Source organism: Sphingomonas sp., assembly GCF_041661825.1.
GTDB lineage: Bacteria > Pseudomonadota > Alphaproteobacteria > Sphingomonadales > Sphingomonadaceae > Sphingomonas.
The window spans coordinates 595,212-620,518 of the sequence record NZ_JBAZTU010000004.1 but is presented as its reverse complement, the minus strand read 5'-3'; the positions used below and the strand labels follow the sequence as shown (position 1 = coordinate 620,518).

The window sequence follows — 25,307 nt, the reverse complement described above, 5'->3', positions numbered from 1 at the left end:
CCGTACCAATCAGATGCCCGCATACCAATCGTAATCTACAGCATCTTCCCAATAGCCGCCTTTTCCCTTGCCGATTCCGGCCAGCGAGGCGACCGCGTCGATGCGCATGACATATTTGGCGTGCTTGTAACCAAGCTGGCGTTCGACCCGGAGGCGGAGCGGCGCGCCGTGCCCGACGTCCAGCACCGCATCGTTCATCGCCCAGGCCAGGATCGTCTGGGGATGAAAGGCATCGATCACGTCGATCGATTCGTAATAATTCCTGCCCCGGAACAGGTCGGCGCAGGTGAACACGATATAGCGCGCGTCGGACCGGAGCCCCGCCGCCTTGAGGATCGTACCCAGCATCGGCCCATGCCATTTGCCGATCGCGCTCCACCCCTCGACGCAGTCGTGGCGGGTGATCTGAGTCCGCGCCGGGATCGCCCGAATCTGCGCCAGCGAGAGGCTGAGCGGCCTTGTGACCAGCCCGCCGACCTGGAGCCGCCAATGGGCGAAGCGCGCCGCCAGCATCGCGGTGTAGTCGGGCGTGTTGGGGTTGCGCGTGCCGTTGGTGCGGAAGCGCGGCGACATCTGGTCGGGCCGGAACTCGGGCGCGAGCGCATGCCGGTTCGACAGCGCCCGCTGCAGCCCCAGGTTCATCTTCTCGCCCGAGAACAGGATTTTCCGGAAATTCGGGTCGTTCGCGACCTTGTCGCACCCGGCGAGCAGGCCCGCGCCGCCGACGGCCGCGCTGGTGATCAGCGCGCGGCGGGTGATAATCCGGCTCATGCCTCATCCTCCGGCACGGTCCAGCGCCCGGTGATCATCGATCGCACCTCGTTCCACGCGCCCGCGATGATCACCAAAGCGAGATGCACGATGATGAAACCGGTCAGCGCCGCCGCGACAATGAAATGGATCGAGCGTGCCGATTGCCGCCCGCCGAACAGGTCGAGCAACCAGGGCCAGGCCGCGTTCATCGCCGGGGACATGGTGAGGCCGGTCAGGATCATCAGCGGGATCAGCCCGAAGATCACCAGCACATAGGACAGCTTCTGAAAGATGTTGAACGCGCGCGGATCCTTCGGGTCGTGGAAGCGCAATGCGATATGCTCGAGCAGGTCGTGGCGCAGGTTCTGCGGTTTCAGGTCGGCCAAACGGACGCGCAGGTCGCGCTGGAAATGCCGGTTGATCAGGCTCGCCGCCATGAAGAACAGCAGACCAAAACCGAACACCAGCGCGAACAGCAGATGCCAGCGCCGGGCGATTGCGAGATTATAGCTCGCCGGAATGGTCAGCCAGCCCGGCCATTGCGGCAGGGTAAGCCACGCATGATCGTAATTGGCGCCGTAGAGGCCCCAATAGAGATGCGGATGCGCGTTGAAGATCATCAGCCCGCTGCCGAGCAGGATGAAGATCGTGACCGCGTTGACCCAGTGCCACAGCCGCGTAGCGAGCTTGTGCCGGTAGATGACCCGTGCCGGCGGCGCCGCCTCGGCCTCGGGGGATAGGGGCGCTTCATCCATGGCAGATGCATATCCTCTTGGGGGACGTTGTAGAACTGCAATCACGCGCGGGTTGGCGCTGCCGGCCTCGACATAGGCCCCACGCCGCCCATCGTAGGTCCCGCCGACCTGGGGGTAAGTCGCCGTGGGCAGCTTCCAGCGCCTTGGACAGTAACGGCGTACATCTCATGTTGGATTCTGCGACCGCCGACGGATTTCTGACAAATATTCGCTGATTTATGCGACCCACTTGCCTGTGACCCGGAATCGAGCCGTATTTGACGCCTGCAGCGCCATTATTGGGAGTGGCTGGCGTGACACTGCCCCGACACTGGCGAATCGCCGCCGAGGCAGCGAGATGGTATTGAGCAATTATTGTCACTTGTCTTCACCAATTACGCGACCCCTATCATTTTTTCTTCGTGTTCTACTTAAGGCGAGAAAGCTATTCATCGCGAGAGTCCTCCAGACGGCACGCCCCGATCGCGCTCCGGCCGGGATTTCAGCAGGAATGCGGGAGGAAGTGAATCGAGGTGGGGAGGGCGGTTCCCCGGCGGAAGCAAATCTGCCATGCCGGGGCATGCTGCCGTCGCTGATCGTCATCGATGATTTCCTGCGCGATCCCTTGGCCTTCCGCGCCCAGGCGCTGGCGCTCAACTATGATCCGGCCTTCAAGAAGGGCAATTATCCGGGGCTTCTCTCCACCCGGCCGCTGCCGATCGCCGGCCTCGACGATGCTGTTTCGTTGCGGGCGGGCGTTCGGTTACAACCAGCGGCCGGTACGACGCACCAGCATTGCCGCCTGACCCTGAAAGGCGACAAGGGCGCGAGCGGCGTCCATATCGACCCCTGCTTCTATTCGGGCATCCTCTATCTCTCGCTGCCCGAGCATTGCCGCGGCGGCACCGATTTCTTCAGCCACCGCCCGACCGGGCTGGAGCGCGTGCCGCAGACCGAGGCAGGCCTGTTCGCCGCCGGTTATACCGACATCAATCGGCTGATCGAGGAAGTGATCAACCAGGACACGCTGAAGCCGTCGCGCTGGGAAAAGACCATGACGGTGCCGATGCGTTTCAACCGGCTGATCCTGCTCAGCCCCTGGATGTTCCACAATGCGGGCGCGCCCTTCGGCGACCGGCCGGAAAATGGCCGGCTGGTGCACCTGATGTTCTTCGCCGCCGCACCTGCCGCTCAGGCATAGGCGCGCCAGAAGAACACGGCGGTGGTCACTGCGGTGATCAGCAAAGTCCAGATCCTGATCGCGAGCGGCGGCAGGATCTGCCCGAGCCGCGCGCCCAGATAGCCGCCGACGATCGCGCCGATCAGCATCGGGATGCAGTAGATCCAGCGCACCATGCCGGCGACGATGAAGATCAAGGCCGCCGCCGCATTGGCGGTCGCTACCATCAGGGTGCGGGCGCCGGCCATCTTGTGCGGCTCCTGATGCGCGAGCAGGCCGAACGCCGCGGTCATCATCAGCCCGACGCCGCCGCCGAAATAGCCGCCATAGATGCCGAGCAGGATCTGGGCGACGACCAGCGTCTTCGGGCCGATCGTGACGCGCCGGTGCAGCGCCACCGCAGCGCGCTGGCCGAAGGCAAGCACGATCGTGGCGAGCAGCAGCAACCAGGGCACGACCACATCGAACAGCCGCGCCGGCGTCGCGACGAGCAACAGGCTGCCTGCGAGGCCGCCGGCAAAGGTGATTGCGGCAAGCACCGGCATGGAGAAGCCGGCAAGCGGCCCCAAGCCTTTGCGGTACGCCCAGGCGCTGGCGCCGAGTCCTGGCTGAAGCGCGACATTGCTCGTCGCGTTGGCGACGGGGGAGGGCAGGCCGAGCGCGATCAAGGTCGGCATGGTGGCGAAGGTGCCGCCGCCCGCGAGCGCATTCATCGCGCCGCCGAGCAGCCCGGCGCCCGCCGCGAACCCCAGCCCGGAAAGGTCAGCCAAGCGCGGCCAGCTTTTCCTCCGCCTGGCGATCCAGCTCGGCGCGGCTCTTCTTCTCGGATGCGGTCTTGAGCTGGCCGCAGGCGGCATCGATGTCGCGGCCGCGCGGGGTGCGCACCGGGGCCGAGATGCCGGCTTCGAAGATGATGCTCGAGAAGCTGCGGATCCGCTCCGGCGTCGAACATTCGTACGGCGCGCCGGGCCAGGGATTGAACGGAATGAGGTTCACCTTGGCGGGCAGGCGGTAATGGCGGATCAGCCGGACCAGCTCATGCGCGTCGGCATCGCTGTCGTTCTTGTCGCGGAGCATCACATATTCGAAGGTGATGCGCCGCGCATTGTTGGCGCCGGGATAATCGGCGCACGCCTGGAGCAGTTCCTCGATGCCGTATTTGCGGTTGATCGGCACGATCTCGTCACGGACTGCCTTGGTCACGGCGTGGAGCGACACGGCGAGGTTCACCCCGATCTCCGCCCCTGCGCGCGCCATCATCGGCACTACGCCCGAGGTGGAGAGGGTGATCCGGCGCTTCGACAGGGCAAGCCCGTCGCCGTCCATCACCAGCTTCAGCGCATCGCGCACCGCATCGAAATTATAGAGCGGCTCGCCCATGCCCATCATCACGATGTTGGTGAGCATGCGCCCCTCGGGCTGGCTCGGCCATTCGCCCAGGCCGTCGCGCGCGAGCATCACCTGGCCGACGATCTCGCCCGCGGTAAGGTTGCGTACCAGGCGCATCGTGCCGGTGTGGCAGAAGCGGCAGTTGAGCGTGCAGCCGACCTGGCTCGACACGCACAAGGTTCCGCGATCGGCGTCGGGGATGAACACCATTTCGTAATCCTGCCCGTCGGGCGAGCGCAGCAGCCATTTGCGCGTGCCGTCAGTCGAGACCTGCGCCTCGACCACTTCGGGCCGGCCGATCACGAAGCGCTCGGCGAACCAGGGATGCTGAGTCTTGGAGATGTCAGTCATCGCGGTGAACTCGGTCGCACCGCGATTGTACATCCAGTGCCAGAGCTGCTTGGCGCGCAGCTTGGCCTGTTTCGGCTCCATGCCCGCCTCTTCCAGCGCAGCGCGGATCGCCTCCCGGGGCAGGCCGATCAGATCGACCTTGCCGTCCTCGCGCAGGGTGGGTGCGCGGGGGACGGGCACGGGATCGATGTGCCCGGGGATGGGCATGGAATAATTCGGGGTATCAAGCATGGCGGCGCACATAAGCCAATTGCGCGCATTTTTCCAGCGCGCCGCGATTCAGGCTTTTCGGCGATAGGTGAAGTCGTAACCCGGCGACGCCCAGGTCCTGCCGCCGTCGAGCGACACCATGCCGGTCTGGCGCACGCTGCCGTCGGGCTGGGGCGCGATGGTCATGCGGTTCGTCGCGACGCCGTTGGTGGCGGTCAGCACCATCGCGCCGTCGACGATTCCGCCGGTATAGGCTGCCGCGGCACCGCTGCTGTCGACATAGAATTGCCGCCAGCCGGCCCGCACGTTGAACGCGGTATAGCTGGTGCCGCGATAGTCGGTTGCCGTGCCGTCCGGGCCGATATTCTGGTCGTAGCTCTCCTTGATCGCACAGCCGCCAAGGATCCTCTCGATCCGGCTGGTGGCGACGATCTTGCCCGACTGCCGGTCGGTCACCTCCCAGTCACCCACGAAGAAATCGAAGGCACGGTGCGCGGCATCGCTGCAGTCGATCGGCACCGGCGGCGGAGGTGGTGTCGTTGCCTGTGCCGCCAGCAGGGCGAGAAATGTGAGCATGATCCTGTCCCTCTGCTGCTGCAGACAGGGTCGGCCCCGATCCGGCGGATGACCAGCGCCGCGCTATGAACGGCACCCCAGCGCGGTGAGCGTCACGCTCATCGCTTCGACCAGCGGCGTATGCGGCTCCTCGCCGAGCAGGGCGACCAGCGCCTTGTTGTCGAGCGCGACCGGGTTTTGCCAATAGGGGCGCATCTCGATCATCTCGCGCATCGTGGCCTTGAACGGCGCGATCAGCGGCAGCAGCGCCCAGGGGAAGCCGCCCTGCCTGATGCCGGGATTGCCTGTGGCGGCGCGGATCGCCTCGACGATGACGGTGCCGTCGCCATCCCAGACGCCCCGGAAATGATAGCGGGCAAAGGCCGGCAGATCGGCACCGCGATCGAGCAAACGGGCGAAGGTCTCCGCGACATCGGGCAGATAGGCCCAGGCATGGCCGACGCCGCGCGACCCGGGATACATCACGCGCTTGACCGGCTTGCCCGGCGTGACCAGCCCCTGCGACAGCCAGCTATTGCCCGGCCGGGGCCCGAAGAAATCGCCGGCGCGCAGGATCACCGCGCGCATGCCGTGATCGCATGCTGCCTCGATCGCGCGCTCCATCTCGACCCGCCATGCGCCCTTTTTTGTGTTCGGCCGCTGCGGCGAATCCTCCCGTGCGACAGGCACCGAGCGCGGATCGTAATTATAGATCGTGCCCGGCAGCGCCAAGCGCGCGCCCGCGCTTTCAGCCGCCGCGATGCTATTGTGGAGCATCGGCATCACCAGCTTTTCCCAGTCGCGATAGCCCGGCGGGTTCACCGCATGGACGATCGCCGAGACGCCCTGGGCCGCCCGCACCACCGCGTCGCGATCGAGCGCATCGCCGGTAATCCACTTGATGCCGCCATCGCTCGTGCGCGGCGTGCGGGTCAGGCCGCGCACTGTCCAGCCATGCGCGATCAGTGCTCGTGCCGTCTCGCCGCCGATGCCGCCCGTTGCGCCAAGCACCAGTGCCGTCTTTCCGTTCATCATTCTCGCCTCCATGCGTTGACGGCGACGATATGCGACGACGTGAGCTCATTGAAAATTGTCAGGGATGTATAGTCAGCCTATACATTTTTGATGAGCATCGACTGGGAACGCCAACGCGCCTTTCTCGCCGTGCTGCGTGAGGGCAGCCTTTCCGCGGCGGCGCGCGCGCTGTTGGTCGCGCAGCCGACCGTGCGGCGGCGGATCGAGGAACTCGAGGCGACGCTCGGTGTGCCGCTGTTCACGCGATCGGCCGGTGGGTTGTCGCCGACCGAGGCGGCATTGGCGCTGCGCGATCATGCAGAAGCGATGGCGATGGCGGCCGACGCCTTTGTCCGTGCCGGGTCGGCAGGCGCGCAGGAGATTGCCGGCACGGTGCGCATCTCGGCCAGCGAAGTGATCGCGGTCGAGGTGCTGCCGCCGATTCTCGCGTCCCTCCGCCGCGCGCATCCGGGGCTGGTGCTCGAACTGTCCCCCAGCAACCGCAACGAGGACATGCTTCGGCGCGAAGCCGATATCGCGATCCGCATGGTCCGCCCGACCCAGAACGCGCTGGTCGCCCGGCGGATCGGCGCGGTGCCCTTGGGACTGCACGCGCGCGCCGACTATCTCGCGGCGCACGGTACACCCCGGACATTGGCCGAACTCCGGGCGATCGGCATCATCGGCGTCGAGCACAACAATGCGGTCCTGCGCAGCCTTCGGGAACGCTACGCGATCGGCCATGAGGATTTCATCTTCCGCAGCGACAGCGATCTTGCCCAGCTTGCCGCGATTCGCGCCGGGATCGGCATCGGCATCTGCCAGATCCCGCTCGCCGCGCGCGACCCGGCGCTGGTCCGCGTGATGCCCGACGCGTTCGACCTCGATCTCGATACCTGGGTCGTGATGCACGAGGACATGCGCGGCGTGGCCCGGATCAGGGCGACCTTCGACCATCTGGCCGAGGGGCTGATCGATTACCTCTCGTGATGCGGGTATAGTGCGAGCCAGGCAGTTCTTCCTCTCCAGTGGGAGTCGACCCTATTTCCGGGCGCAGCCCAGTGTCGCCGCGTCGATCGCGGTCGCCGCGCCGCGCAGCGGATAGACATCGGCAAAGGGCTGGCCGCCCTTGCCCAGGGTCTCGACGCTCATGCTCCGGCCCGACCGGATCGCCGCGACCACCGCGGCGTCAGTGCGCGCATCGGGCGCCCAGGCATCGGCATTGCCCGCGACCAGCTCGAAGCGGCGCTCGCCGACCGACAGGGTCACCCGGGCACGCGGATCGCGCTCGCGGCTGAGGCGGATATGGAGCTGGTTGCGCGCCGCCTGGCCCGGCCAGGTGGCGATGCTGGCAAAGGGCCGCCAGCCCGCGGCGCGGCGGCGCGCAACCGGTTCGGCGATGGCGAAGCAGCGCCGGGGCGATGCATCGGAAAAGGCGCCCCAATTGTCGAAGATGCCGAGCGAATCGCGCGCGGCGGCGGGGGCAGCAGCCAGCAGGAGCAGGAGCAGCGCCCGTTTCATGCCGGGGAATAACCGGTGCCGGTATGGACGACCGTCTCGACGCCCCCTTCGATCATTACCACCGATCCTTGCGGCAGGCCCGGCGCGGCGGGAGCACCAAGGGCGGGAATGTCGGGCGCGCCGGTCATCACCCCGCGCATCACCCGGCTGGAAATGCCGTGCATGATCACGAGACGGTCGCCGGGATCGCCGTCCGTATCGGCCAGCCAGCCGGAGACGCGCTCGACGATCTGATGATAGACTTCGCCGTCGGGTGCCGGCGCCAGCATCTGGTGCACCGGATCGAACACCGGCCCGACCTCCGCCACGACATCGGTGTAATAGCGTCCGCCCCAGCTTCCCATGCCGATCTCGACCAGGCGCGGGTCGGTCTTCGCCTGGTGCCAGTCGAGCTCGAGATGCTCGCAGATCACGGCAAGGGTCTGCAACGCCCGGCCGGTCGATGACGCCCAGAGGGTGAGCGTCGGTTTCGCGCCGAGTTCGGCGCGCAACGCCCGGCCCATTTCGTCGGCCTGGGCGAATCCGACGCGCGTCAGGGGGGTATGAAGATGATTGCCCTGCAATCTTCCGGCGATGTTGAACACGGTCTCGCCGTGCCGCGCGATAAAGTCCCTGCCCTGTCGTCTCGGGCTGCCCGCTGCCTTGGAATCCATGAGCCGCATTTCAACCCCGTGTGGCGCAAAAGCAACGGATTTCCTTGTTTATCTGAGGTTCATGCAACCTCTGGCGCGGACGCCTATTTCCCCCTTCCCGGCTCAACACCGCCGGGCTGTCCAATGGAGTCATCGTTATGCGTAAGCTTGTTCTCACCGCCGCCACCGCCGCTCTCGGTCTTGGCCTGGCAGCCCCCGCCTTCGCCCAGGATTCGGAAAAGGCCCCCTTCACCGGCGTGCGTGTCGAAGCCCTTGGCGGTTACGACAATCTCAGCAGCGGCGATGACAATTCGACCGGCAAGGACGGCTTCGTCTATGGCGGCGCGCTTGGCTATGACGCCCAGGTCGGCGGTGTCGTGCTCGGTGTCGAGGGCGAGATCACCGGATCGACCACCAAGGTCCGTGCCAGTGACGTCCTGACCGCCGGCGACCGCATCCGCGTCGGCGCCGGTCGCGATCTGTACGCCGGCGGCCGCATCGGCTTCGTCGCGTCGCCCCGCGCGCTGATCTACGCCAAGGCCGGTTACACCAACGCCCGGGTCAACACCGACTACACCGTCGGCACGGCACGGATCGAGGACCACACCAATCTCGATGGCTACCGCCTCGGTGCCGGTGTCGAATACAACGTCACGCCGCGGGCCTATGTGAAGGCGGAATACCGCTACTCGCATTATGGCCAGGCCGACGATTACGACATCGATGCCAACCGCAATCAGGTGCTGGCCGGCGTCGGCTATCGTTTCTGACACAATCCGTCTGTTTACAGGCGTAAAACAAGGGGTCGGGGCGCTTGCCCCGGCCCCTTTTATCGTTAAGGAAAGGAGACGGCGAATTGCCCCCGGTGCGCATGCTCGGAGGGAAAGAAATGGGCGGCGGCCCGGGGGAATGAGATGAAGGCGACGATCGAACGCGCGACATTGTTGAAGGGCCTCAGCCACGTCCAGTCGGTGGTCGAGCGCCGGAACACGATCCCGATCCTGTCCAACGTGCTGATCGAGGCGACGGCGGACGGGGGCCTCAAGCTGATGGCCACGGACCTCGACCTGCAGATCAACGAGACCGTCGCCGCGGCAGTCGACCAGCCCGGCGCGACCACCGTTTCCGCCCACACCCTGTTCGACATCGCACGCAAACTGCCCGAGGGCAGCCAGGTCAGCCTTGCCGCCGCCGACGGCAAGATGACGATCATGGCCGGCCGCGCCAAGTTCCAGCTCGGCACCCTGCCGCGCGACGATTTCCCGGTGATCGCGGAAGGGGAACTGCCCGTCTCGTTCGAGCTGCCTGCCGAAACGCTCAAGCAGATCATCGACAAGACCCGCTTCGCCATCTCGACCGAAGAGACGCGTTATTATCTCAACGGCATCTTCTGGCACGTCTCGGACGATCCCCAGCCCGTGCTGAAGGCAGCCGCGACCGACGGCCACCGCCTCGCCCGCGTGACCATGCCGCGCCCGGACGGCGCCGAGGGCATGCCCGACGTGATCATCCCGCGGAAATGCGTGGCGGAGCTGCGCAAGCTGCTCGACGAGATCGACGGCTCGGTCGGCGTGTCGCTGTCGCCGACCAAGATCCGGTTCGACCTGGGCCAGGCGCTGCTGACGTCGAAGCTGATCGACGGCACGTTCCCGGACTACAGCCGCGTGATCCCGACCGGCAACGACAAGATCCTGAAGATCGACCCGCGCAGCTTCGAGGAAGGCGTCGACCGCGTCTCGACCATCGCGACCGAGAAGACGCGCGCGGTGAAGATGGCGCTCGATCGCGACAAGATCACCCTGTCGGTGACCAGCCCCGAAAACGGCACCGCCGCCGAGGAAGTGCCGGGCGATTATGCCGCGATGCCGTTCGAGATCGGTTTCAACAGCCGCTATCTGCTCGACATTCTCGGCCAGCTCGACGGCGACACGATCGAGGTCCACCTCGCCGATGCCGCCGCGCCGACCCTGATCCGCGAGAACGACAAGTCGTCCGCGCTCTACGTATTGATGCCGATGCGGGTGTGACCGCGAGGAGTATCGGCACGCGGCGCCTGAGGCGCTGGTCGATCCTCCTGGCCGTTCTGATCATTGCCGGACTTGCCGTCAGCTGGGCGCTCGGCTCGCTGATGGTGCGACCCACGCCGTCGCCTGTCCCGCCCGCCGTCGCGCCGGCACGCGACGTCCAGCTTCGCACGAGCGATGGCGTGGTTCTCGCCGCCACCTACCGCCCCGGCGCACGTCCGAATGGTCCGGCGATATTGCTGCTGCACGGCAATGGTGCCTCGCGCGCGGCGATGGAACCGACGGCGACCTGGCTCGCGGCACAGGGTTTTGCCGTTCTGGCGATCGACTTCCGTGGTCACGGCCAATCGACCATGCGTTCGCACAGTTTCGGCTATGCCGAATCGACTGACGCGCACACAGCCTTTGACTGGCTGAAGCATCGGCAGCAGGGCGGCAAAGTCGCCGTCATCGGCATCTCGCTTGGCGGGGCTGCCGCGCTGATCGGGTCGGTCGGTCCGGTCCCGGCCGATGCCATGGTCCTGCAGGCGGCCTATCCCGATATCCGCCGCGCGATCCGCAACCGGATTGGCGCGGTCGCGGGGCACTGGGCCGGTGTAGTGCTGGAACCGCTGCTGAGCTTTCAGGCTCGTCCGCGTTTCGGCGTCGGCCCCGGGGGCTTGTCACCGATCAGGGCCCTGCGCGCCTATCGCGGACCAGTGCTGGTCGTCGGCGGAACCGCTGATCGCTATACTCCGCCGGCCGAAACGCGCGCGCTGTTCGACGCGGCGCCGGGCCCGAAACAGCTATGGTGGGCCACCGGGCTCGACCATGCCGCAGTCTCCGGCGTGGCGACGCCGGCCTATCGCGCGATTCTGCTGTCCTTCCTCACCCGAACGATCGGCGCGCCGCATCCGGCTTGACCGCAGTCGAGTATCGAGTTATTGACACTCTTGTCAGTAAGGATCGAGTCGATGGCAAAGCTTCCTCCCTTCCCCGGTACCACCGGACGTCGCGACTGGCGGACCGCGTTCGACGCGATCCGCAAGCTGCTCGCCAATGGCGACGACACGACTCAGGTGTTCCGCATCATGCGCGCGCTCAATGTCGGCAGCACGGCAGCAAATTACGGTCGGCTCATCGCCACCGAAGAGGGCGGACGCATGGCCTATGACCGGGTCGAGCTGGCCGAGCGCTTCGTCGACAAGGACTATGTCGCGTCGTTCGCACCGGGCACGGTCGGTGCCGCCTATCGCCATTTCCTCGAGTCGACCGGCTATTCCGCCGATGGTCTTGCCGACATCAGCAAGATCAACCGCGAGGAGGATATGCTCCATCCCTATGCCTGGTTCGGGCGGCGGACCCGCGACACCCACGACATCTGGCACGTGCTGACCGGCTACAAGGCCGATGAGAGCATGGGCGAGGCGGCGCTGGTCGCGTTCAGCTATGCCCAGGTCGGCGGGCTCGGCTGGGCGTTCATCGGCGGCGCGGCGGCGCTGAAGAGCCTGCGTGTCACCGGCAACACGCTGTTCGCCCGGGCCGTGATCGAAGGCTATCGCAATGGCCGCAAGGCGAAATGGATTTCGGGCGAGGATTATCTGACGCTGATGCACGAACCGCTCGACGCGGCGCGCGCCCGGCTCGGCATCCCGACCCCGACCGCCTATCTGCACGCGCAACGCGAGCTGGGCGCGGAACTCGCTTCCTATCTCAGCGCGCCGAAGGAAAAGGCCGCGGCGGAGCAGCTCGCCGCCTGACCTGCCGCGCCGGCACTCGCTAGCCGGACACGAACTGGGCTAAGGCGCTGGCAATGTTCTCGCGCCTGGTCCTCACCGATTTCCGCAATCACGCCGATGCCGCGATCGAGCCCGGGCCAGGGTTCGTCGTGCTGACCGGCGAGAATGGCGCGGGCAAGACCAATATCCTGGAGGCGGTGTCGCTACTCGCGCCGGGGCGTGGGCTCAGGCGCGCGCCGCTGGGCGAGATGGCGCGGCAAGGCGGCAGCGGCGGGTTCGGGGTGGCGGCAACCGTCGCGGGTGATGTGGAGATTGCCACCGGCACCCAACCTTCCGCGCCCGAGCGCCGCATCGTGCGCATCCAGGGCGCACCGGTCGCTGCCACGGCGCTTGCGGAATGGCTGACCATCCTCTGGCTGACCCCCGCGATGGACCGGCTGTTCGTCGAGCCGGCGAGCGAACGTCGGCGCTTCCTCGACCGGTTGACCCTGGCGCTGAACCCGGGCCATGCGGTTCATTCCAACCGTTACGAAGCCGCGATGCGCGCGCGCAACCGACTGCTGGCCGAAGCGGACGAAGGTGTCCGCCCCGCCGACCCGGAATGGCTGAACGCGCTCGAAGCGCAGATGGCCGAACATGGCGTGGCGATCGATTCGGCGCGGCGCGATGCGGTCGCCGCGCTGGCGGAAAGGCTGGCGGATCAGCCCGAGGGCCCGTTCGCCCGCGCCGGATTGGCACTCGAAGGCTGGACCGGCGCCGGCGACACGCTGGCCGGTGACCTCGCCCAGGGCCGCCGCCGCGACACCGCGGCCGGGCGCACCTTGGTCGGTCCGCACCGCACCGATCTGGCGGTCATGCATCTCGGCAAAGGCCAGGCAGCAGCCCTGTGTTCGACCGGCGAACAAAAGGCGCTGTTGCTCGGCGTGGTGCTTGCCCATGCCGATCTGGTGGCGGAGCGCACCGGCCAGGCCCCGATCCTGCTGCTCGACGAAGTCGCCGCGCATCTCGATCCGTTCCGCCGCGCAGCGCTGTTCGAGCGGCTCGCCGGCAAGGGCCAGGTGTGGATGACGGGCACTGAATCCGCCTTGTTCGACGAGGTCGGCAACGACGCCTTTCGCCTGACGATCGGGCACGGCACACGCTGAACCTCGCCTGTCGAGTCGGCTCACATCGCGTTCAAGCGCCGGGCGGCAAAGCCACTCCATGGCGGGGGCCATGGGAGAAGAACGATGAAGAACCCAATGATAGCCATTGCGATCGCCGCGACCGCGCTGACCGCGGGTGCCAGCCCAGCGCTTGCCCAGGACCGCTGGGACTGGGGCGGCGGACGCCCGGGCGACCGCGACTACGGCCTGGTCGGCGCCGGCGTGCCGATCCTCTACCGCGAATTGCGCGCGACCAATCGCGGCCGCGCCTTCGTCATGCGCAATTTCGATTTCAACCATGACGGCCGGGTGAGCCCGCGCGAGGCGAATGCGGCCAACCGCGCCTTCGCCCAGGTCGCCGGCCAGCGCCGCGACCGGTTCGACTGGAGTTCGCGCGACCGGACGGTCGTGGTCGAGGAGCGCGGCGGCGGATGGGATCGCGGCGCGATGCGCGGCTATGGCTTCCGCCAGACCTCGCGTGGCGCCACCTTGCGGCTGCAGGAAGACGTGCTGTTCAAGACCGACAGTGCGGTGCTGCGCCCCGGCGCGATCGAGAAGCTGCGGCCACTTGCCTCCTATCTGCGCGCCGAACCGGGCGTCCGCGTGGCGATCGACGGCTATACCGACAGTCGCGGCACCGATGCGCACAACCAGGATTTGTCCGAACGCCGCGCGGCCAGCGTGCGCACCGCGTTCGACGAACTTGGTGTCGTCCGCGCCCGCTTTGCGGTGGTCGGGCACGGCGAGGCGGACCCTGTCGCGACCAATGCAACGGCCGCCGGCATGCGCCAGAATCGCCGGGTCGAAGTGACCCTGCTCGGCCAGCGCGCAGACCGCTTCGCGCGCGCCGATTAAGCACCTGAAATCCGGGTGTTTCGGGACGGTCGTCCGCTGCGTGCGGGCGGCCGTCCCAACACGGCATTTTGCTTCCGTTTCCGTGCCTCAATCCCTATATGCTTGGCATGGCAGAAGATCCCAACACGAATGATTACGGCGCCGATTCAATCAAGGTGCTGAAGGGCCTCGACGCGGTCCGCAAACGTCCCGGCATGTATATCGGCGATACCGACGATGGTTCGGGCCTCCACCATATGGTGTTCGAGGTTTCCGACAATGCGATCGACGAGGCTTTGGCCGGTCATTGCGACCGGATCGACATCACGCTCAACCCCGACGGGTCGGTCTCGGTGACTGACAATGGCCGTGGCATCCCGACCGGTATCCACTCCGAGGAAGGCGTGTCGGCGGCCGAGGTCATCATGACCCAGCTCCATGCGGGCGGTAAGTTCGAGAACACCTCCGACGACAATGCCTATAAGGTTTCCGGCGGCCTGCACGGCGTGGGCGTGTCCGTCGTGAACGCGCTTTCCGAATGGCTCGACCTGACGATCTGGCGCGACAATGAAGAACATTATATGCGCTTCGCGTTCGGCGATGCGGTCGCGCCGCTGAAGATCGTCGGCCCCGCCGAGGGCAAGAAGGGCACGCGCGTGACCTTTTTCCCGTCGCCGGCCACCTTCAAGATCACCGAATTCGATTTCGACAAGCTCGAGCATCGCTACCGCGAGCTGGCCTTCCTCAATTCCGGCGTGCGCCTGTTCCTGAGCGATGCGCGCCATGAAGAGACCAGGACGGTCGAGCTTTATTACGAAGGCGGCATTGCCGCGTTCGTGAAATATCTCGACCGCAACAAGGTCCCGCTGATGCCCGATCCGGTGGCGATCTCGGGAACGCGCGACGATGTGACGATCGACGTCGCGCTGGAGTGGAACGACAGCTATTACGAGAATGTCCTCTGCTTCACCAACAACATCCCGCAGCGTGACGGCGGCACGCATCTGGCGGCATTCCGCGCTGCGCTGACGCGCACGCTCAACAATTATGCCGAGAAGTCGGGCCTCCTGAAGAAGGAGAAGGTGACCTTGACCGGCGACGATATGCGCGAAGGGCTCACCGCGATCGTCTCGGTCAAACTGCCGGATCCGAAGTTCAGCTCGCAGACCAAGGACAAGCTCGTCTCGTCCGAAGTGCGTCAGCCGCTCGAAAGCCTGATGGCGGACAAGCTGGTCGAATGGCTTGAGGAGAATCCAGCGCATGGCCGGGCGATCGTGGCCAAGGTGATCGACGCCGCCGCCGCCCGCGAAGCCGCGAAGAAGGCGCGCGAGCTGACCCGGCGCAAGGGCGTGATGGATATCGCGTCGCTGCCCGGCAAGCTCGCCGATTGCCAGGAGCGCGATCCGGCCAAGTCCGAGCTGTTCCTGGTCGAGGGTGACTCCGCCGGCGGCTCCGCGAAACAGGGCCGCGACCGGCATTTCCAGGCGATCCTGCCGTTGCGCGGCAAGATCCTGAACGTCGAACGTGCGCGCTTCGACCGGATGCTCTCCAGCCGCGAGATCGGAACGCTTATCCAGGCGATGGGCACCGGCATCGGCCGTGACGACTTCAATGTCGAGAAGCTGCGCTACCACAAGATCGTCATCATGACCGACGCAGACGTGGACGGCGCGCATATCCGCACCTTGCTGCTGACCTTCTTCTACCGGCAGATGCCGGAGATCATCACCAACGGGCATCTCTTCATCGCCCAGCCGCCGCTGTACAAGGCGACGCGGGGCCGGTCCGAAGTCTATCTGAAGGACGACAACGCGCTCGACGAATATCTGGTCGAGAATGGCGTCGCGACCTCAGTGCTCGAAGGTGCGGGCGGCGCGCGCTCGGGTGCGGATCTGCGCAGCCTGGTCGATCATGCACGACGCATGCGGACGCTGATGCGCTATGTGCCGCGGCGCTACGACCCGACCATGGTCGAAGCGCTGGCGATGGGCGGCGTGCTCGATCCCACGCTCTCCAACGAAGCGCGCGGAACTCTCGTCGCGACGGTGGTGCGCGGGCTCGATGCGGCCGATGCCGATGCGCGCTGGTCGGCGACGATCACGCCCGAGGGCAGCATCCACTTCAAGCGCATCTGGCGCGGCGTGACCGACCACCACATCATCGAGGCAGCGTTCCTCGGTTCGGCCGAGGCACGCAAGCTCCACACCCTGGCCGTCGAGCAGGGCGATGCCTTTGCCCAGACCGCCAAGCTGGTCTCGACCAAGGCCGCCGCGGCGGCTCAGGCCGAAGCCGATGCGGCCGAGGAAGAGGATGACGCACCAGTCGCGCTCGGCAAGGGCGAGACGATGGTCGCCCGTCCGAGCCAGTTGCTCGACGCGATCCTGCTCGCCGGCCGCAAGGGCCTGGCGATCTCGCGCTACAAGGGTCTGGGCGAGATGAACGCCGAGCAGCTGTGGGAAACCACGCTCGATCCGCAGAACCGCTCGATGCTCCGGGTCGAGGTCGAACAGGCCGATGTGGCTGACGAAATCTTCACCCGATTGATGGGCGATGTCGTTGAGCCCCGCCGCGAGTTCATTCAAGACAATGCGCTGAGCGTGGTGAATCTGGACGTGTAGACTATCCAAATCGAGGGAGACGGGCATGAGGGTTGCACTGACAGGCGTCGCGATCGTGGCACTGATGGCGACGGCAGCGGTCGCGAAGGACCATCCGGCCGCCGAGACCAAGAAGGCCGTCTCCGCCGCCCTCGCCGATCCGGCGCGGGCCGACCAGGCGGTGGACGATGCGCGGCGCAAGGCAGCCGAGACGCTGATCTTCGCCGGCGTCGGCCCGGGCGACACGGTGATCGATTACCTGCCCGGCAAGGGATATTGGACGCGCATCTTCACTGGCGTGGTCGGTGCTAAGGGCCATGTCTATCCGATGTGGCCCGCCGTCTCCGCCGCTCGCGCCACCGCGACCGTGGAGGATCTGAAAGGCCGCAACCTGGCCAATGTCACACCGGTGGTAGGGCCGGGCGACATTCCGACCAGCGACAAGCCGGTCGATATCTTCTGGACGGTCGAGAATTATCACGACGTCGCCAACAATGGCGGCGAAGCCGCGCTTGCGGCGGTCAACAAGGGCGTGTTCAACCTGTTGAAGCCGGGCGGCACCTATATCGTCGTCGACCATGCCAGCGCTCCGGGCACGGGCATCACCACCACGAAGACGCTGCACCGCATCGACGGGGCTGCGGTGAAGGCCCAGGTGATCGCCGCCGGATTCAAGTTCGTCGGCGAGAGCAAGGCGCTGAACAACCCGGCCGACGACCACAGCCTGCCGGTGTTCGACGAAAAGATCCGCGGGCACACCGACCAGTTCATCTACAAGTTCCGCAAACCGGGCTGATCCCGACGCGGCATAATCGGGGGAGGATGGGATGATCGCTCGATCGACGATCGCATTGCTGCTGACTGGATGCATGCTTGCCGGCTGCGGATCGCCCACTCCCGCCAAGCCCGCCGATGTGACCAGGGCGGCATCCGACCCCGCCCGCGCCACAGACGCCGCGAACGATGCGCGGCGGCACGGACCGGAGATCGTCAGTTTTTCGGGCGTGCCCGAGGGCGGCAAGGTGATCGATCTGATCCCGGGCGGCGGATACTGGACGCGCCTGTTTGCCAAGGCGGTCGGGCCAGCCGGCCACGTCTACGGTATCTGGCCCAAGCCCTATGCGATGGAGGCGGGCGGCGACGTCCGCAACTATATGAAACTGGGCAGTTCAGCCGATTTCCCCAATGTCTCGGGATCGATCCAGGAAGCGACCGAGCTCAAGGCGCCGGTCAAGGTCGATCTGATCTTCACGTCGCAGAACTATCATGACTATCCCGACAAGTTCATGGGCTCGCTCGATCCGGCGGTCTTCAACAAGGCGGCGTTCGACGCGCTGAAGCCGGGCGGCGTGCTGCTGATCATCGATCATGCGGCGGAAGCGGGATCGGGCATGCGCGACACCGACACGCTCCACCGTATCGACCCGGCGATCGTGAAGGCGCAGGTGACCAAGGCGGGCTTCGACTATGTCGGCGAGAGCAAACTGCTCGCCAATCCTGCGGACGACCACAGCCTTGCGGTGTTCGACAAGGCAGTGCGCGGGAAGACGGACCAATTCATCTACAAGTTTCGCAAGCCGGCCTAGGGTTCGCCCCCTTCGTCATGCCTGACTTGTTCCGGCATCCATGCTTCCGCAGGCGCCGGGACCGATGGACCCCGGAACAAGTCCGGGGTGACGGCTAGGTGAGGCTGATCCGCTCTCTTACGAACGCTACTCGTTCGGCGACGCTGGCCCGGGGTAGCTCGACCAACGCGTAACCGTAGCTTTGGTAGGTCTCGACCATGATCGCGAAGGTCGCCTCGGCCACTTCCGGCGATTGTTTGCGCTCGGCGTCGCCGGTGAATATCTCCGGCCAGAACGGCGCGATGAACACGCGCTGGTTGTAGCGGCAGGTTCGCGCCGCTTCGTCGATGTGCGATGGAACGGGCAGGCCCGAAACACGCAGGAAACCGGCGACATCCGGCACGCCGCGATCGAGCACAGTGATCGCCCCACTCGCCAGCGCTACCTCACGGGCAGCGATGTCCCGCACAACCATCAGCTCTGCAAAGGCCTGTTGATCGGCCCAAGGTAGCGCATCGCCTCCGGTCGCGAGCTGTTCGCGGATCACCGCGCGGCCGACCTCGGGACTAGTCGCGACGCCCGCCGCAGCGAGCGCCTCGATCAGCGTCGTCTTTCCCGAACCCGGACCGCCTGTGAGAACGAACAGGCGGTCCGTGTCCATCGATAGCGTCAGAGCTTTTCGGTCAACTCAGGCACGATCTTGAACAGATCGCCCACCAGGCCGATGTCCGCGACCTGGAAGATCGGGGCGTCCTCATCCTTGTTGATCGCGATGATCGTCTTGGAGTCCTTCATGCCCGCCAGATGCTGGATCGCGCCGGAGATGCCGATCGCGATATAGACCTCGGGCGCGACGATCTTGCCGGTCTGGCCGACCTGATAGTCGTTCGGCACATAGCCCGCATCCACCGCAGCGCGCGAAGCGCCGACGCCGGCGCCGAGCTTGTCAGCAAGCGGCTCGATGATCGAGTGGAAGTTCTCCGAATTCTGCAGCGCGCGGCCGCCCGACACGATGATCTTCGCACTGGTCAGTTCGGGGCGCTCGGACTTGGCGATCTCGGCACCGGCAAAGGTCGACAGACCCTTGTCGCCGGTCGAGGCTACGGCTTCGATCGTACCCGAACCGCCCTCGGTCGCGGCCTTTTCGAACGCCGTGCCGCGCACGGTGATCACCAGCTTGGCGTCCTTGGTCTGCACGGTGGCGATCGCATTGCCGGCATAGATCGGGCGGGTGAAGGTGTCCGCACTTTCGACCGACAGGATGTCGCTGATCTGCATCACGTCGAGCAGGGCTGCGACGCGCGGCGCGATGTTCTTGCCGTTCGAGGTGGCGGGGAACAGCACCGCGTCGTGATGCCCCATCAGCTCGACGACAAGCGGCGCGACATTCTCGGCGAGCGCATGCGCATAAGCCGCATCGTCAGCGACATGGACCTTGCCCACGCCGGCGATCTTCGCGGCCTCGGCGGCGACGCCGTCGACGCCCTGGCCGGCGACGAGCAGATGGACTTCGCCGAGCTTCGATGCGGCGGTGACCACGGCGAGCGTTGCGTCCTTGACGGTCTTGCCGTCATGTTCGACCCAGACGAGCGTCTTCATTTCGTCACCCCCATCGCCTTGAGCTTGGCCACCAGTTCGTCGACATCGGCGACCTTGACGCCGGCGACGCGCTTGGCGGGCTCGACCACCTTGAGCGTGGTCAGGCGGGGCGACACATCGACGCCGTAATCGGCCGGGGTCTTCTGCGCGAGCGGCTTGGACTTGGCTTTCATGATGTTGGGCAGCGATGCGTAACGCGGCTCATTGAGGCGCAGATCGGTGGTGATGACCGCCGGGAGCTTCAGCGTCTCGGTTTCCGAGCCGCCATCGACTTCGCGCGTCACGGTGACCGAGTCGCTGGTCAGATCGACCTTCGACGCGAAGGTCGCCTGGCCGACGCCGAGCAGGCCGGCGAGCATCTGGCCGGTCTGGTTGTTGTCGTCGTCGATCGCCTGCTTGCCGAGGATGACGAGGTCGGGCTTTTCCTCCTCGACGATCTTGGCGAGCAGCTTGGCGACGCCGAGCGGCTCGACCTTGTCGTCCGAGACGACCAGGATCGCGCGGTCGGCACCCATGGCGAGCGCGGTGCGCAGCGTTTCCTGGGCCTTTTGCTCGCCGATCGAGACGACGACGATTTCCGTCACGCCCTTGTCCTTGAGACGAATCGCCTCTTCGACTGCGATCTCGTCGAACGGGTTCATGCTCATCTTGACGTTGGCGAGGTCGACCCCCGTCCCGTCGGCCTTCACCCGGGGCTTTACGTTATAGTCAAGCACACGCTTGACCGGGACCAGCACCTTCATTGCAATCCACTCCTGTGACCGAACGCTTCCCGGGGAGGGAAAAGAGTTCAGGCGGCCGCTTTCACCTCTGCCACGATCTTGCGGGCGGCATCGCCCAGATCATTGGCGGGGACGATCGCGAGACCGGACGTCGAAAGGATCTTCTTGCCCTCCTCGACATTGGTGCCTTCGAGCCGAACGACCAGCGGCACCGAGAGGTTCACTTCCTTCGCCGCGGCGACGATGCCCTCGGCGATGATGTCGCACTTCATGATGCCGCCGAAGATGTTGACCAGGATGCCCTTCACCGCCGGATCGGCGAGGATGATCTTGAACGCCGCGGTCACCTTCTCCTTGTTGGCGCCGCCGCCGACATCGAGGAAGTTGGCCGGGAACATGCCGTTGAGCTTGATGATGTCCATCGTCGCCATGGCGAGGCCGGCACCGTTGACCATGCAGCCGATATCGCCATCGAGCTTGATGTAAGCCAGGTCGTACTTGGACGCTTCGAGCTCGGACGGGTCCTCCTCGGTCTCGTCGCGCAGCGCGAGCAGGTCCTTGTGGCGGAACAGGGCGTTGGTGTCGAAGCCGACCTTGGCATCGAGCACGAGCAGCTTGCCGTCGTCGGTGACGGCAAGCGGGTTGATCTCGATCTGCGAGGCGTCGGTGCCGAGGAACGCGTCGTACAACTTCGACGCGACATTGGCGGCCTGCTTGGCGAGATCGCCCTTCAGGCCAAGCGCGTTCGCTACGGCGCGGCCGTGATGCGGCATGAAGCCGGTCGCCGGATCGATGTCGAAGGTCTGGATCTTTTCCGGCGTGTCGTGCGCGACGGTCTCGATATCCATGCCGCCCTCGGTCGAGACGACCATGGCGACTCGGCCGGTGACCCGGTCGACGAGCAGCGCGAGGTAGAATTCCTTGGCGATGTCGACGCCGTCGGTGACGTACAGGCGATTGACCTGCTTGCCATGCTCGCCGGTCTGGATCGTGACGAGCGTGTTGCCGAGCATGTCGGTCGCCGCCGCGCGGACTTCGTCAGCGGTGCGGGCGAGGCGGACGCCGCCCTTGGCATCGGGGCCGAGCTCCTTGAACTTGCCCTTGCCGCGGCCCCCTGCATGGATCTGCGCCTTCACCACATAAAGCGGCCCGGGCAGCTTGCCCGCCGCAGCCACTGCCTCATCCACGCTGAGCGCCGCAAAGCCTGCCGGGACGGGCACGCCGAATTTCGCGAGAAGCTCCTTGGCCTGGTATTCGTGGATGTTCATGGGGCTCACATGCCTTTCGAAGATCGGGGGATGCGGTGCCTTAAGCACAGGGTGGACGGCGAATCCACCCCCACGGTGGAGGGCTAGCGCACAAGCCCCGTCGCGCAGAGCGCTGCGGAGCTCGCCGTCACGCCCACGATCTCCGGATCGCGGAGCGAGCGCACGCGGTACAGGAACTGGTCGAGATCGCGCGAGCGCTCCGCCTTGCCGAGTCCCGCGAGGCGGCGGAGCTGCAGGATCGACAGGCGATCGACCATGCGTGAGGCCATGCAGGCGGCGACCGGGTTGGAGATGCCGGCATTGACCAGCCCGTCACGCGTCATCGTCTCGGGCGTCGAGCATCCCGCCAGCATCAGCAGCGGCAGCATCAAAGCGCCGATCGGCAAAACCCGCATTCCATCCATCCTGTCGTGCAACTCCGGTTCGTCGCCGCTATATCGCACAGGATGCATTGGACAATCGGCCTGATCCTGTTCCTCGCCACCCTATTGGGGATGGAGGTCTTTGCCTATGTCGCGCACCGCTGGATCATGCACGGGCCGGGCTGGTTCCTGCATAAGAGCCATCATCGACCGCGTACCGGCAACTGGGAGCTGAACGATCTCTACGCGGTGATCTTCGCGGTGCCGTCGATCGTGCTGCTGCTCGGCGGGGTCCAGCTCGGCTGGTGGCCGGGCTTCGCCTGGATCGGTGCCGGGATCGCGGCCTATGGCGCGATCTATTTCGGCTTCCATGACGTCATCGTGCACAAGCGGCTGAACCACCGCTATCTGCCGAAATCGGCCTATATGAAGCGGATCATCCAGGCGCACCGGCTGCACCATATCGTCGAGACCAAGGCGGGCACGGTCAGCTTCGGCTTCCTCTGGGCGCCGAAGCCCGAAGCGTTGAAGGCCGAGCTCAAGCGCCGCGGCCATGCCGGCGTTCGCGCGCCGGCCGGCGAAGTAGCGGAGCGCTAGATGTTCGACTGGATCGGCCGCACGCTGTTGCTGGTCCTGAGCGGGCTTGCCACCTTTGCGATCCTTGCCTCGCTTGAATCAGCGTCGCGCGGCAACGGCACCTTGCGCAACGGGATGCCGCCGATGGAAAGCGCGCCCGATCCGCGCGCGCCGCCACCCGACGCCGTGCGGGAAGCGCTGGGATCAAGTGACGCCAGGCCCGGAACCCCAACGCCCGCCGGCCAGCCGGTCCAGCGAGTCGCCGTGCCCGGCACTTCGGCGCAGGATGCCGGCGCGCAACTGCTCGAGGCGCTGACCTATGCCGTGCTTGCGTTGGCCGGGTTCGCCGCCGCGATCCTGATCGTGCTGCTGCGGATCACCGGATACCTCGCCCGCATCGCCGAGCGGAGCTGAGCCATTCCCGACTGGTATTTCTACGCGCTCGCGGTGCCCGCAGTGACGCTGATCGGCCTGTCCAAGGGCGGGTTCGTCGGCATGGGCGCGCTGTCGCTCCCGATCATGGCACTGGCCATCTCGCCGGTGCGCGCGGCGGCGATCCTGTTGCCGATCCTGATCGTGCAGGACGTGGTCGGCGTCTGGGCGTTCCGCAAGCAATGGGACGGACATGTGCTGGGCTGGATGCTGCCGGGATCGCTGATCGGCATCGCGCTCGGCTGGTTCTTCGCGGCGCGGGTGTCGGAGAGCGCGGTGCTGGGCGTGGTCGGCGCGATCTCGATCCTGTTCGGCCTGTACCGGCTGTGGCTGGACCGGCGCGGGGTGATCGCGGCGCCGGCCCAGTCACCGGGCTGGGTCGGGACCTTGTGCGGTATCGCCTCTGGCTTCACCAGCCAGATCGCCCATGCCGGGCAGCCGCCGTTCCAGATCTGGGTATTGCCCAAAAAGCTGGAGCGCGACGTGCTGGTCGGCACCACCGCGATCTTCTTTGCCGTCACCAACTGGCTGAAGGTGCCGGCCTATTGGGCGCTCGGCCAGTTCAGCCGGGAGAATCTGCTGGCGGCAGCGAGCTTGCTGCCGGTGGCGATCGCCTCGACCCTGGCGGGCGTGTGGCTGGTGCGCCGGGTGTCGCCGGCGCGATTCTACACCGCGATCTATCTGTTGATGGTGCTGGTCGGCATAAAGCTCGTCTGGGATGGTCTGACCTGACCGGCGCTCGCTGGTGGAACGCGCCTCGACCGGCCCGGCGATTTCCAGACTTTCTCCAACAGCGCCGCTGTTACGACGAGGCCCATTTTTCTACCGCTGTTATGTTGGATTTTCGGTAGAAAACTCCGTATCTAATTCAATGGCTTGAGTGTCGTTTTCCCTGTTACGGCATAACAGCGGAAAAATGACGCGAAAACCGCGCAAAAGCGCCGCTGTTTTCCGCTGAGCAACGACGGGGTTTATCCAACACCGGGATGGAGGCCGAATCGGTCCAGCCGGAGGCCCCGCGAACGGGGTTCGCTCGCCCTGTTTGCCCTCGGGATGCGCTAATCGCCCCGAACCCGTCGGTGCGGCTTCCTCTTTACCTAGTCAAAGAGCGACGAGACCGAGGTCTCGTCAGCGATCCGCTTGATCGCCTCGGCCAGCAGCGGCGCGATGGTGAGGTGGCGGATGCGCTTTGCATTCTCCACCACATCATGGCTGCCGATTGAATCAGTGATGACCAGTTCCTCGAGCGCCGACCCTTCGACGCGCGCGACGGCGCCGCCCGAGAGCACGCCGTGCGTGACGTAAGCGACCACGCCCTCGGCACCCGCTTCCTTGAGCGCGGCGGCGGCGTTGCAGAGCGTACCGGCCGAATCGACGATGTCGTCGATCAGGATGCAGAAGCGGCCCTCGACCTCGCCGATGATGTTCATCACCTCGGATTCACCCGCGCGCTCGCGACGCTTGTCGACGATGGCGAGGGGCGCGTTGTCGAGCCGCTTGGCCAGCGCGCGGGCGCGGACCACGCCGCCGACGTCGGGCGAGACGACCATCAGGTTGCGGTCGCCGAAACGAGTCAGGATATCGGCCGACATCACCGGCGCGCCGTAGAGATTGTCGGTCGGGATATCGAAGAAACCCTGGATCTGCCCGGCATGGAGATCGACCGAGAGCACGCGGTCGGCACCGGCGACGGTAATCAAATTGGCGACGAGCTTGGCCGAGATCGGGGTACGCGGCCCGGGTTTGCGATCCTGACGGGCATAGCCGAAATAGGGGATGACGGCAGTGATGCGCTTGGCCGAGGCGCGGCGGAGCGCGTCGATGCAGATCAGCAGCTCCATGAGGTTGTCGTTGGCGGGATAGCCGGTCGACTGGAGCACAAACACGTCCTCGCCGCGGACATTCTCCTGGATCTCGACGAACACTTCCTCGTCGGCGAAGCGGCGAACGCTCGCATTGGTGAGCGGGATTTCGAGATAATCCGAGATCGCGCGTGCCAGCGGCAGGTTCGAGTTGCCCGTCATCAATTTCATGCGCGTATCCCCACCGGCCGACGTGGCCGTTGACGGGCGCTCTTAGCCAGCACTTCGCGAGGGGGAAAGGCCCGTCGCGACCCGATTCGTCCC

28 protein-coding genes are annotated in these 25,307 nt (G+C 65.9%); 14 read left to right on the top strand and 14 right to left on the bottom strand.

Features of this window, described 5'->3' with window-relative positions; all coding sequences use genetic code 11:
* Window positions 1–9 precede the first annotated feature (9 nt).
* Window positions 10–771 (bottom strand): molybdopterin-dependent oxidoreductase, encoded by a 762-nt coding sequence (locus WC729_RS21645; RefSeq protein WP_372856497.1) that lies wholly within the window; start codon window positions 769–771, stop codon window positions 10–12.
* Window positions 768–1,508, bottom strand: a complete 741-nt coding sequence (locus WC729_RS21640; protein WP_372856496.1) for a cytochrome b/b6 domain-containing protein — start codon at window positions 1,506–1,508, stop codon at window positions 768–770. The genes WC729_RS21645 and WC729_RS21640 overlap by 4 nt, the downstream gene beginning before the upstream one ends.
* 559 nt (window positions 1,509–2,067) lie before the next feature.
* Between WC729_RS21640 and WC729_RS21635 the strand changes: the two genes are divergently transcribed.
* Window positions 2,068–2,688: a DUF6445 family protein gene (locus WC729_RS21635; protein WP_372856495.1), complete on the top strand. Its 621-nt coding sequence runs from the start codon at window positions 2,068–2,070 to the stop codon at window positions 2,686–2,688.
* Here WC729_RS21635 and WC729_RS21630 read toward each other — a convergent pair.
* The 4 genes from WC729_RS21630 to WC729_RS21615 all read right to left on the bottom strand — a co-directional run bounded on the left by WC729_RS21630 (window position 2,679) and on the right by WC729_RS21615 (window position 6,207).
* Window positions 2,679–3,437 carry a sulfite exporter TauE/SafE family protein gene (locus tag WC729_RS21630; protein ID WP_372856494.1) on the bottom strand — a complete coding sequence of 253 codons (759 nt, stop codon included), beginning with the start codon at window positions 3,435–3,437 and terminating at the stop codon, window positions 2,679–2,681. The genes WC729_RS21635 and WC729_RS21630 overlap by 10 nt on opposite strands.
* Entirely contained in the window at window positions 3,430–4,614 is a 1,185-nt protein-coding gene (rlmN, locus tag WC729_RS21625) for a 23S rRNA (adenine(2503)-C(2))-methyltransferase RlmN (RefSeq protein WP_372856493.1), read from the bottom strand. The genes WC729_RS21630 and rlmN overlap by 8 nt, the downstream gene beginning before the upstream one ends.
* 72 nt (window positions 4,615–4,686) lie before the next feature.
* Window positions 4,687–5,193: a hypothetical protein gene (locus tag WC729_RS21620; protein WP_372856492.1), complete on the bottom strand. Its 507-nt coding sequence runs from the start codon at window positions 5,191–5,193 to the stop codon at window positions 4,687–4,689.
* Between the two features lie 63 nt (window positions 5,194–5,256).
* The gene (locus WC729_RS21615) at window positions 5,257–6,207 is read right to left on the bottom strand and encodes an NAD-dependent epimerase/dehydratase family protein (protein ID WP_372856491.1); all 951 of its coding nucleotides are present in this window, start codon (window positions 6,205–6,207) and stop codon (window positions 5,257–5,259) included.
* A gap of 90 nt (window positions 6,208–6,297) precedes the next feature.
* Between WC729_RS21615 and WC729_RS21610 the strand changes: the two genes are divergently transcribed.
* Complete coding sequence (locus WC729_RS21610; protein ID WP_372856490.1) at window positions 6,298–7,176, top strand: LysR family transcriptional regulator; 879 nt, start codon at window positions 6,298–6,300, stop codon at window positions 7,174–7,176.
* A 51-nt stretch (window positions 7,177–7,227) separates the two neighbouring features.
* On the opposite strand, the gene WC729_RS21605 is transcribed toward WC729_RS21610, so the two are convergent.
* The gene (locus WC729_RS21605) at window positions 7,228–7,707 is read right to left on the bottom strand and encodes a hypothetical protein (RefSeq protein ID WP_372856489.1); all 480 of its coding nucleotides are present in this window, start codon (window positions 7,705–7,707) and stop codon (window positions 7,228–7,230) included.
* On the bottom strand, window positions 7,704–8,360 hold the full coding sequence (locus WC729_RS21600; RefSeq protein WP_372856488.1) for a histidine phosphatase family protein: 657 nt from the start codon (window positions 8,358–8,360) through the stop codon (window positions 7,704–7,706). The genes WC729_RS21605 and WC729_RS21600 overlap by 4 nt, the downstream gene beginning before the upstream one ends.
* A gap of 137 nt (window positions 8,361–8,497) precedes the next feature.
* On the opposite strand from WC729_RS21600, the gene WC729_RS21595 reads away from it, so the two are divergent.
* The 9 genes from WC729_RS21595 to WC729_RS21555 all read left to right on the top strand — a co-directional run bounded on the left by WC729_RS21595 (window position 8,498) and on the right by WC729_RS21555 (window position 18,243).
* Window positions 8,498–9,109 (top strand): outer membrane protein, encoded by a 612-nt coding sequence (locus WC729_RS21595; protein WP_372856487.1) that lies wholly within the window; start codon window positions 8,498–8,500, stop codon window positions 9,107–9,109.
* A gap of 144 nt (window positions 9,110–9,253) precedes the next feature.
* Window positions 9,254–10,366, top strand: coding sequence for a DNA polymerase III subunit beta (gene dnaN, locus WC729_RS21590; RefSeq protein ID WP_372856486.1), 1,113 nt, complete (start codon window positions 9,254–9,256; stop codon window positions 10,364–10,366).
* Window positions 10,363–11,265, top strand: coding sequence for an alpha/beta hydrolase (locus WC729_RS21585; protein ID WP_372856485.1), 903 nt, complete (start codon window positions 10,363–10,365; stop codon window positions 11,263–11,265). The genes dnaN and WC729_RS21585 overlap by 4 nt, the downstream gene beginning before the upstream one ends.
* Window positions 11,266–11,316: 51 nt before the next feature.
* The gene (locus tag WC729_RS21580; RefSeq protein ID WP_372856484.1) at window positions 11,317–12,102 is read left to right on the top strand and encodes a Coq4 family protein; all 786 of its coding nucleotides are present in this window, start codon (window positions 11,317–11,319) and stop codon (window positions 12,100–12,102) included.
* 53 nt (window positions 12,103–12,155) lie between these two features.
* Window positions 12,156–13,226: a DNA replication/repair protein RecF gene (gene recF / locus WC729_RS21575; protein WP_372856483.1), complete on the top strand. Its 1,071-nt coding sequence runs from the start codon at window positions 12,156–12,158 to the stop codon at window positions 13,224–13,226.
* 84 nt (window positions 13,227–13,310) lie between these two features.
* Window positions 13,311–14,081, top strand: coding sequence for an OmpA family protein (locus WC729_RS21570; RefSeq protein ID WP_372856482.1), 771 nt, complete (start codon window positions 13,311–13,313; stop codon window positions 14,079–14,081).
* 107 nt (window positions 14,082–14,188) lie between these two features.
* Complete coding sequence (gene gyrB, locus WC729_RS21565) at window positions 14,189–16,678, top strand: DNA topoisomerase (ATP-hydrolyzing) subunit B (RefSeq protein ID WP_372856481.1); 2,490 nt, start codon at window positions 14,189–14,191, stop codon at window positions 16,676–16,678.
* 25 nt (window positions 16,679–16,703) lie between these two features.
* Window positions 16,704–17,453, top strand: coding sequence for a class I SAM-dependent methyltransferase (locus WC729_RS21560; RefSeq protein WP_372856480.1), 750 nt, complete (start codon window positions 16,704–16,706; stop codon window positions 17,451–17,453).
* 31 nt (window positions 17,454–17,484) lie between these two features.
* Window positions 17,485–18,243 carry a class I SAM-dependent methyltransferase gene (locus tag WC729_RS21555; protein ID WP_372856479.1) on the top strand — a complete coding sequence of 253 codons (759 nt, stop codon included), beginning with the start codon at window positions 17,485–17,487 and terminating at the stop codon, window positions 18,241–18,243.
* A 94-nt stretch (window positions 18,244–18,337) separates the two neighbouring features.
* Here the strand turns inward: WC729_RS21555 and WC729_RS21550 are convergent, their stop codons facing one another.
* The 5 genes from WC729_RS21550 to WC729_RS21530 all read right to left on the bottom strand — a co-directional run bounded on the left by WC729_RS21550 (window position 18,338) and on the right by WC729_RS21530 (window position 22,206).
* A complete protein-coding gene (locus WC729_RS21550) occupies window positions 18,338–18,883 on the bottom strand; it encodes an AAA family ATPase (protein ID WP_372856478.1) in 546 nt (181 codons plus the stop codon).
* 8 nt (window positions 18,884–18,891) lie between these two features.
* Entirely contained in the window at window positions 18,892–19,821 is a 930-nt protein-coding gene (locus WC729_RS21545; RefSeq protein ID WP_372856477.1) for an electron transfer flavoprotein subunit alpha/FixB family protein, read from the bottom strand.
* The gene (locus WC729_RS21540) at window positions 19,818–20,564 is read right to left on the bottom strand and encodes an electron transfer flavoprotein subunit beta/FixA family protein (RefSeq protein WP_372856476.1); all 747 of its coding nucleotides are present in this window, start codon (window positions 20,562–20,564) and stop codon (window positions 19,818–19,820) included. The genes WC729_RS21545 and WC729_RS21540 overlap by 4 nt, the downstream gene beginning before the upstream one ends.
* Before the next feature lie 47 nt (window positions 20,565–20,611).
* The gene (gene sucC, locus WC729_RS21535; protein WP_372856475.1) at window positions 20,612–21,811 is read right to left on the bottom strand and encodes an ADP-forming succinate--CoA ligase subunit beta; all 1,200 of its coding nucleotides are present in this window, start codon (window positions 21,809–21,811) and stop codon (window positions 20,612–20,614) included.
* 83 nt (window positions 21,812–21,894) lie between these two features.
* Window positions 21,895–22,206 carry a hypothetical protein gene (locus WC729_RS21530; RefSeq protein ID WP_372856474.1) on the bottom strand — a complete coding sequence of 104 codons (312 nt, stop codon included), beginning with the start codon at window positions 22,204–22,206 and terminating at the stop codon, window positions 21,895–21,897.
* Window positions 22,207–22,257: 51 nt separating this feature from the next.
* Between WC729_RS21530 and WC729_RS21525 the strand changes: the two genes are divergently transcribed.
* The 3 genes from WC729_RS21525 to WC729_RS21515 are packed head-to-tail and all read left to right on the top strand — an operon-like array spanning window position 22,258 to window position 23,913.
* A complete protein-coding gene (locus tag WC729_RS21525) occupies window positions 22,258–22,770 on the top strand; it encodes a sterol desaturase family protein (protein WP_372856473.1) in 513 nt (170 codons plus the stop codon).
* Window positions 22,771–23,163 carry a hypothetical protein gene (locus WC729_RS21520; protein WP_372856472.1) on the top strand — a complete coding sequence of 131 codons (393 nt, stop codon included), beginning with the start codon at window positions 22,771–22,773 and terminating at the stop codon, window positions 23,161–23,163.
* Window positions 23,164–23,196: 33 nt separating this feature from the next.
* Window positions 23,197–23,913 carry a sulfite exporter TauE/SafE family protein gene (locus WC729_RS21515; protein ID WP_372856471.1) on the top strand — a complete coding sequence of 239 codons (717 nt, stop codon included), beginning with the start codon at window positions 23,197–23,199 and terminating at the stop codon, window positions 23,911–23,913.
* Window positions 23,914–24,278: 365 nt separating this feature from the next.
* Here WC729_RS21515 and WC729_RS21510 read toward each other — a convergent pair whose 3' ends face one another.
* Window positions 24,279–25,214: a ribose-phosphate pyrophosphokinase gene (locus WC729_RS21510; protein ID WP_372856470.1), complete on the bottom strand. Its 936-nt coding sequence runs from the start codon at window positions 25,212–25,214 to the stop codon at window positions 24,279–24,281.
* Between the last annotated feature and the right edge of the window lie 93 nt (window positions 25,215–25,307).

What these genes read in the sequence shown, in the direction of transcription:
- WC729_RS21645 (WP_372856497.1), bottom strand. Translation starts at nt 771, where the DNA reads ATGAGCCGGATTATCACCCGCCGCGCGCTGATCACCAGCGCGGCCGTC.
- WC729_RS21640 (WP_372856496.1), bottom strand. Translation starts at nt 1,508, where the DNA reads ATGGATGAAGCGCCCCTATCCCCCGAGGCCGAGGCGGCGCCGCCGGCA.
- WC729_RS21635 (WP_372856495.1), top strand. Translation starts at nt 2,068, where the DNA reads ATGCTGCCGTCGCTGATCGTCATCGATGATTTCCTGCGCGATCCCTTG.
- rlmN (WP_372856493.1), bottom strand. Translation starts at nt 4,614, where the DNA reads ATGCCCATCCCCGGGCACATCGATCCCGTGCCCGTCCCCCGCGCACCC.
- WC729_RS21620 (WP_372856492.1), bottom strand. Translation starts at nt 5,193, where the DNA reads ATGCTCACATTTCTCGCCCTGCTGGCGGCACAGGCAACGACACCACCT.
- WC729_RS21615 (WP_372856491.1), bottom strand. Translation starts at nt 6,207, where the DNA reads ATGATGAACGGAAAGACGGCACTGGTGCTTGGCGCAACGGGCGGCATC.
- WC729_RS21610 (WP_372856490.1), top strand. Translation starts at nt 6,298, where the DNA reads ATGAGCATCGACTGGGAACGCCAACGCGCCTTTCTCGCCGTGCTGCGT.
- WC729_RS21605 (WP_372856489.1), bottom strand. Translation starts at nt 7,707, where the DNA reads ATGAAACGGGCGCTGCTCCTGCTCCTGCTGGCTGCTGCCCCCGCCGCC.
- WC729_RS21600 (WP_372856488.1), bottom strand. Translation starts at nt 8,360, where the DNA reads ATGGATTCCAAGGCAGCGGGCAGCCCGAGACGACAGGGCAGGGACTTT.
- WC729_RS21595 (WP_372856487.1), top strand. Translation starts at nt 8,498, where the DNA reads ATGCGTAAGCTTGTTCTCACCGCCGCCACCGCCGCTCTCGGTCTTGGC.
- dnaN (WP_372856486.1), top strand. Translation starts at nt 9,254, where the DNA reads ATGAAGGCGACGATCGAACGCGCGACATTGTTGAAGGGCCTCAGCCAC.
- WC729_RS21580 (WP_372856484.1), top strand. Translation starts at nt 11,317, where the DNA reads ATGGCAAAGCTTCCTCCCTTCCCCGGTACCACCGGACGTCGCGACTGG.
- recF (WP_372856483.1), top strand. Translation starts at nt 12,156, where the DNA reads ATGTTCTCGCGCCTGGTCCTCACCGATTTCCGCAATCACGCCGATGCC.
- WC729_RS21570 (WP_372856482.1), top strand. Translation starts at nt 13,311, where the DNA reads ATGAAGAACCCAATGATAGCCATTGCGATCGCCGCGACCGCGCTGACC.
- gyrB (WP_372856481.1), top strand. Translation starts at nt 14,189, where the DNA reads ATGGCAGAAGATCCCAACACGAATGATTACGGCGCCGATTCAATCAAG.
- WC729_RS21560 (WP_372856480.1), top strand. Translation starts at nt 16,704, where the DNA reads ATGAGGGTTGCACTGACAGGCGTCGCGATCGTGGCACTGATGGCGACG.
- WC729_RS21555 (WP_372856479.1), top strand. Translation starts at nt 17,485, where the DNA reads ATGATCGCTCGATCGACGATCGCATTGCTGCTGACTGGATGCATGCTT.
- WC729_RS21550 (WP_372856478.1), bottom strand. Translation starts at nt 18,883, where the DNA reads ATGGACACGGACCGCCTGTTCGTTCTCACAGGCGGTCCGGGTTCGGGA.
- WC729_RS21545 (WP_372856477.1), bottom strand. Translation starts at nt 19,821, where the DNA reads ATGAAGACGCTCGTCTGGGTCGAACATGACGGCAAGACCGTCAAGGAC.
- WC729_RS21540 (WP_372856476.1), bottom strand. Translation starts at nt 20,564, where the DNA reads ATGAAGGTGCTGGTCCCGGTCAAGCGTGTGCTTGACTATAACGTAAAG.
- sucC (WP_372856475.1), bottom strand. Translation starts at nt 21,811, where the DNA reads ATGAACATCCACGAATACCAGGCCAAGGAGCTTCTCGCGAAATTCGGC.
- WC729_RS21530 (WP_372856474.1), bottom strand. Translation starts at nt 22,206, where the DNA reads ATGCGGGTTTTGCCGATCGGCGCTTTGATGCTGCCGCTGCTGATGCTG.
- WC729_RS21525 (WP_372856473.1), top strand. Translation starts at nt 22,258, where the DNA reads ATGCATTGGACAATCGGCCTGATCCTGTTCCTCGCCACCCTATTGGGG.
- WC729_RS21520 (WP_372856472.1), top strand. Translation starts at nt 22,771, where the DNA reads ATGTTCGACTGGATCGGCCGCACGCTGTTGCTGGTCCTGAGCGGGCTT.
- WC729_RS21510 (WP_372856470.1), bottom strand. Translation starts at nt 25,214, where the DNA reads ATGAAATTGATGACGGGCAACTCGAACCTGCCGCTGGCACGCGCGATC.